Annotated in this window: 1 protein-coding gene; it reads right to left on the reverse strand. The window is 67.3% G+C overall.

Going from position 1 to position 1,220, the window contains the following annotated elements; all coding sequences use genetic code 11:
* Positions 1-1,220 (reverse strand): amino acid adenylation domain-containing protein (locus HCJ92_RS24165; protein ID WP_167935727.1); only part of this gene is annotated, 1,220 nt, incomplete at both ends.

Consider the following 1,220-nt stretch of genomic DNA (forward strand, 5'->3'; position numbering starts at 1 on the left):
GCGGGTTCGATGCGGAAGCCGCGGATTTTGGTTTGGGTGTCGGTGCGGCCGGTGTAGTGGAGGGTGCCGTTGGGGGTCCAGTGGGCGAGGTCGCCGGTGCGGTAGAGGCGGGTGCCGGGTGGGCCGTAGGGGTTGGGGATGAAGTGGGTTGCTGTGGTGGTGGGTTGGCCGAGGTAGCCGTGGGCGAGGCCGTGGCCGGCGAGGTAGATTTCGCCGGTGGTGCCGATGGGGGTGGGCTGTAGGTGGGTGTCGAGGATGTAGGTGTGTTTGTTGGTGAGGGGTGTGCCGATGGGGATGGTGGTGGGTGGTGTGGTGGTGGGGGTGATGGTGTGGGTGGTGGTGAAGCCCATGGATTCGGCGGGGCCGTAGCCGTTGGTGATGGTGAGGTGGGGGTGGTGTTGGTGGAGTCGGTGGGTGTGGGTGGGTGAGGCGGGTTCGCCGCCGGTGTAGGCGGTGTGGGTGGTGGTGAAGGTGTCGGGGTGTTCGTCGGTGAGGTAGTTGAAGAGGCTTGAGGAGAGTTGGAGTTGGGTGACGTGGTGTTGCTTGGTGAGGGTGTTGATGAGGGCGGGTTCGGGGCGTTGTCCGGGTTGGAGGACGGTGGTGCCGCCGTGGAGGAGGGCGCCCCAGAATTCGAGGCTGAAGGCGTCCCAGGAGACGGGTGAGCATTGGAGGGTGGTTTCGGTGGGTCCGAAGCGGGCGTAGGTCTGGGCGGTGAGGGTGGAGGTGAGGTTGCGGTGGGAGGAGAGGACGCCTTTGGGTTCGCCGGTGGAGCCGGAGGTGAACATGACGCAGGCGGTGTCGTGGGGTGTGAGGCCGGGGTTCGGGTCGGTGTGGGGGTGTGCGGTGCCGCAGTGGGGGAGGTCGGTGTCGGTGTGGATGAGGTGGGGTGCGGTGGTGATGCGGTGGGTGTGGGTGGTGTCGGTGATGACGGTGGTGATGTGGTTGCGGGCCAGGACGGTGTTGAGTCGGGTGTCGGGGAAGTCGGGGTCCAGGACGGTGTAGGCGGCGCCGGTCTTGGTGAGGGCGACGAGGGTGGTGGCGAAGGTGGTGGAGCGGTCGTGGAGGACGCCGATCAGGTCGCCGCGGCGGATACCGGCGCAGGTGGTGAGGTGGTGCGCCAACCGGTTCGCCGCTTCGTTGAGCTCCCGGTAGGTGGTGCGGTCCTGCTCGTGGATGACGGCGGTGTGCTCGGGGCGGGTACGGGCCTGATGTTCGAAGAG

The organism is Streptomyces spiramenti, from assembly GCF_012034385.1.
GTDB classification, from domain to species: Bacteria; Actinomycetota; Actinomycetes; order Streptomycetales; family Streptomycetaceae; genus Streptomyces; species Streptomyces spiramenti.